Genomic DNA, 4,870 nt, shown 5'->3' with positions numbered 1-4,870 from the left:
GGTCGGGGTGCCTTGAAGAAAATCCCCAGGCGCCCTCACAGCCAAAGCTGATCGATTCGACCTGGGCGACCTTTTTTGATGTCGATACTCTCGGCATTACTGTTGACACAGTCAACGAGTACACGCTCGACACGGTGACAGCATCCGATTCGATTTATGATACATCCAGCTACAAAGTTACCACCACCACAGTCGACAGCATCTATAAGCGATGGAAAAAGGTCGACTCCCTTTTTTACGACCGCGGCTATTTTGTGACCGACACCTTTTTACTCGGCTACGACACCGTACCCCGGGTATTTACGGCCTCATCACTCATCGAAACCACCTGGACAATGGTTCTTTCCTCCGATTTAGCCAGCATAGAAGTAGACACTGTCGATACAATCGTGATCGACTCCGAACCCGGGGCGCCGGTCACCTATGACACACTGATCTATTATGTCACCAGCCGGGAGATAGAGATTCTTTCTCAAACAATCAAAGCGGCTGTTATTGTTGAGCAGTCCGGTTCCTTTCGTTTCGACACTCTCACGCAAACGTTTGATACTTCGACGGTTGTGGAAAAAGATTCTGTTTTATCGACTGCGACGAAGATAATGCCCTTAGGCAATTCGATAACCAGCGGTGATACGTACTACAATTCCTACCGCCGTCCGTTGTGGCACATGCTGGATTCGGCAGGGTATGAAGTTGATTTTGTGGGCACGCTCACCGAAAACTTCCGGGGACCGCCTCCCAATCCCGATTTTGATATGGACCATGAGGGGCATTATGGATGGGATACCGGGGAAATCCTTGAAGGCGCTTCTTTTGGCGATACCAGCAACGGCTTTCTCTCGCGGTGGATTCAGGAGTACACTCCCGATATCGTTCTGCTCCATATCGGCACGAACAATCTCGACGATCCGATCAACCAGACGCTGGGGGATATAACGCAGATAATCGCTACGCTTCAGAGCGCAAATCCATCGGTGACCATTCTTGTTGCCGAGATAATCCAGTGGGGGGAGGGGCTCGACTGGATTGATTCGCTCAACGCGGTGATTCCCCAACTGGCACAGATGAGCACGAGCAGTTCCGACGTAATAATCGTGGACCATCACACCGGATTCGACAGCAGAATAGGGTATGATACGGATGATGAAACTCATCCTAACGAGCAGGGTGAGATAAAGATGGCCCAAACCTGGTACGATGTCTTAACCGGGGTCCTTCCGCCCCCGCAGGAATTTTCCCACAACTAGTCTGCAGCCGGAACTATGCGTAATTCATTGTATTTCAAGCTCGGTGCTCTCCTGATGATTTCGGCATTTTTCTGCCTGATCGCCCCTTTTCTGGGCATGGATTTAATCGGTATCCGGGAGCTGAGCGAAAGCACCACGGCCCGTCATATTTTCTTTTCCCTCCGGTTACCTCGGACGCTCACCGGGTTCTGGGCCGGCGGATGTCTGGCGTTGTGCGGGATGGTTTTTCAGGCCATGTTCCGCAACCCACTCGCTACCCCCTATACCCTCGGGGTTTCAAGCGGAGCATCCTTCGGCGCGTCGATAACGATCCTGACCGGTTTCACCGGCAGCTTTCTGGGAGTATCATCGGTGACTCTGGGAGCATTCACGGGCGCGGTTACAGCAATGCTTCTGGTTTACGGATTTTCATCGCTGCAAAAAACAATCGTGCCCATTACCATGCTTCTCGCCGGCATTGCGGTCAGTTTTTTCTTTTCGAGCATGCTCCTCTTTGCCCAGTTCATGAGCAATCTTCGCCACTCATTTCAGATTATACGGTGGTTGATGGGCGGTGTTGAAGTCATCGGGTACGATCATTTCAGTCCGGCCCTGCTCATTATCAATGCAGCAGGACTCGGCATAATCCTTTGGAAACTGGTCGAACTGAACCATCTGCTAACCGGTGATGATATCGCGCGGAGCAGGGGAGTCGATGTCGCTAAAACAAAGCTCCTCCTCTTTTTCGGCGCATCGCTGACTGTCAGTCTGGTCGTTTCGATCTGCGGCCCTATCGGCTTTGTGGGAATCATGGCCCCCCATATCTGCAGAATGCTGTTCGGGTATGACCATCGGATACTGGGCCTGGCGTCTTTTATTTTCGGCGGTACCTTTTTAGTGGTCTGCGACACCTTCGCCCGAACAATCGCCGCCCCCTCCGAAATGCCGGTGGGTGTAGTGACCGCCCTGTTGGGCGGCCCGTTTTTTCTGTGGGTCCTTTTTCGGGCCATGAAAAAGCAGGGAGCGGAAATCTGGTGAGGAAACGGGAAAGAAGAAGACGATAAATGACAACGAGCACGATAACGATGAAAGCGAACAAGCAAAGAATATCCGGTTCAGTATTGCCTTTAGCCCCCCAAGTGTGGGGGGAGGGCGGAGCCCGGGGGGTTGGGCTTTCAGGAAAAGCATTTTCCAAGCTGGGTTTAAGGGGCTGTCTAGCCCCTTCCAGAATCTTAAATCATACGTGCAACTCCTATTATCAATAGAACTATTATTATTACCAATCATCCCAAAAAAAACATGACCGTCACAATCACAAATCTCACCTTTAACTACAACGGCCAGCCGATCCTGAAGGGGATTGATTTCACTGCTCGTCGGGGAGAGCGGTGGGGGATTATCGGACGGAATGGTGCGGGGAAGTCGACACTTATCCGGTGTATGGCCGGGCTTGAAAAAGGCGTATTCGATTCAATTGCAGTTGACGGCGAATCGCTGAACAGCATTTCACAGCGATCACTGGCGCAATTTATCGCCTATGTTCCGCAGATTCATTCGGGGATATACCCGTTCAGTGTGCGGGAGTATGTCATGATGGGGCGGTTTCCCTATCAGGGGCTCATGTCGATTCCATCGAAGCAGGACAAGCGCATTGTTGATGACGCTCTGGCAATCGTGGGGATGTCTTCCTTTGCAGACCGACGGATGTATGCTCTCAGCGGGGGAGAGATGCAGCGTGTCTTTCTCGCCGGAGCCGTGGCGCAACAGGCCGGGGTGCTCCTTCTTGATGAACCCGGGACGTTCCTGGATCCCTATCATCAGGAGTTACTCCAAAAAGCCCTCGACCGTATTCATGATGAATTCAAGACCACGATCGTGACGGTCACCCATGATATCAACGACGCTCTGGGCCATTATTCAAAAATACTGGCCCTGGTTGACGGCTCTGTTTATTTCAAAGGACCATCAACCGAACTCATGGCAGATTCAACAAAACAACTCAAAGAAATCTATGGAGTCACTTTTACTAAGATAAACGATACAAAGCGACAGATTTCACTGGTAATACCGAGCGGGTGAGGAATGAGCGCACGAACTCACGAGCGCATGAGCAGGGGGGGCACGTAAAACCCATGTTAACCAATAGCAAAAAAGGCTATATCCACCTCTACACCGGCAACGGTAAAGGTAAAACCACCGCTGCCCTGGGGCTTGCCCTCCGTGCGGCCGGCGCCGGACTGAAAGTTTATATCGCCCAGTTTGCCAAACAGGGTAACTACAGTGAACTTAACTCACTGAAAAAACTGAACGATACAATAACCATAGAACAATTCGGCAATGGTGATTTCATTGTCGAAAAGGCGTCACCAAGGGAAAAAGCGATCGCGCAACACGGGTTTTCAAAGGTCGAATCGGTGATCAACGAAGGGGCCTGCGATATGGTTATCCTGGATGAAATCTGTATCGCGCTCCACTTTGAGCTTATCGACACTCAGCAACTCATTCAGGTCCTTAAAAACAGACCCTCACCAATAGAAATTGTCCTTACCGGAAGAAACGCTCCTCCCGAAATTATCGAAATCGCCGACCTGGTCACCGAAATGAAAGAAATAAAGCACTATTATAGCCGGGGAGTGCAATCACGGAAGGGGATTGAGGAGTGATATGAGGATACAATTGCACTTGGATGCATTTGGAAAGGGGATGAGAGCATGATTTGGAAAGGTGATCTCCATCACCTTTATATCCTACGTTGAAAATGCTTATTATATTCATGCCGGTAATGCCGGCATGCGTGGGGTGAGTGGTAAGTATTGAGCAGTTGAGATGGAGTTTACAGGCCCTTAGAACCGGTATGACTGTGAACGGTTCCAGTGCCGTTAAAAGACAATTATTTCACCGTTTTCATTTGCCCTTAAATTCCTTTTTGAATCCTATCTATTTTTCGTCTTAATTCCAGATGTTTCCAGGTATCCTTGTGTATTCTTTAATCTTCTGTTCATCATTGACGTCAGTTGCATCAGATAGTTTCTGGTTGATTTGGGCGTTGAGGTTTTCAAGATTGGAGAGACATACAAGCTGGGACACATCGGCAAAATCGCGAATATTGCCATTTTTGTCGGGATTTTCCTCTCGCCACTGCTTTGCGGTTTTTCCAAACAGTGCAACATTCAGCACATCCGCTTCACTGGCATACATCAGGGATATCTGAGTTGCGTTCAATTCAGGAGGAATGAGGTGTTTCTGAATTGCATCGGTATGAATGCGGTAGTTAATTTTTGCCAAATTGCGGCGGATATCCCACCCCAACGTTTTGCGCTCCTCATCTTTCAGACGCTGAAACTCCTTGATCATATAGAGCTTGAACTCTACAGAGATCCAGGATGCAAATTCAAAAGCAATGTCCTTATGGGCATAGGTTCCACGTTTAAATTTATTGACGCCAACGGGTTGGCGCATGGCGAAGTTTTCTGGAGCGAAGCGGAAGAAAATTTGGGTGGAGCGAAGCGCAACTGCCATGTGCCTGTTGAGACTGTAGAAAAACCCTTAAAACCAGGGGGGGTAACTCTTCTGATAATTGATTCCGTCATTTTTCCTCAAAAATAATTTTACAATCTGAAAAGTCGCTTTAAGCGGTCCAATTG

4 protein-coding genes and 1 pseudogene are annotated in these 4,870 nt (G+C 49.4%); 4 read left to right on the top strand and 1 reads right to left on the bottom strand.

What is annotated here, in order from left to right; translation table 11 throughout:
- The 4 genes from GF401_07955 to cobO all read left to right on the top strand — a co-directional run.
- Window positions 1-1,247, top strand: a 1,247-nt coding sequence (locus tag GF401_07955) for a hypothetical protein (protein MBD3344980.1), incomplete at its 5' end; no start/stop codon positions are given.
- A gap of 54 nt (window positions 1,248-1,301) precedes the next feature.
- Complete coding sequence (locus GF401_07950) at window positions 1,302-2,264, top strand: iron chelate uptake ABC transporter family permease subunit (protein ID MBD3344979.1); 963 nt, start codon at window positions 1,302-1,304, stop codon at window positions 2,262-2,264.
- Window positions 2,265-2,525: 261 nt separating this feature from the next.
- Window positions 2,526-3,305: an ATP-binding cassette domain-containing protein gene (locus GF401_07945; GenBank protein MBD3344978.1), complete on the top strand. Its 780-nt coding sequence runs from the start codon at window positions 2,526-2,528 to the stop codon at window positions 3,303-3,305.
- A 53-nt stretch (window positions 3,306-3,358) separates the two neighbouring features.
- Window positions 3,359-3,889 carry a cob(I)yrinic acid a,c-diamide adenosyltransferase gene (gene cobO / locus GF401_07940; GenBank protein ID MBD3344977.1) on the top strand — a complete coding sequence of 177 codons (531 nt, stop codon included), beginning with the start codon at window positions 3,359-3,361 and terminating at the stop codon, window positions 3,887-3,889.
- A gap of 286 nt (window positions 3,890-4,175) precedes the next feature.
- Here the strand turns inward: cobO and GF401_07935 are convergent.
- Window positions 4,176-4,649: pseudogene (locus GF401_07935) on the bottom strand (KilA-N domain-containing protein).
- Window positions 4,650-4,870 lie beyond the last annotated feature (221 nt).

This window comes from Chitinivibrionales bacterium, from assembly GCA_014728215.1.
Taxonomy (GTDB): domain Bacteria; phylum Fibrobacterota; class Chitinivibrionia; order Chitinivibrionales; family WJKA01; genus WJKA01.
Note: the sequence above shows the minus strand (reverse complement) of the source record. Positions and strands in the feature narration are given on the sequence as shown.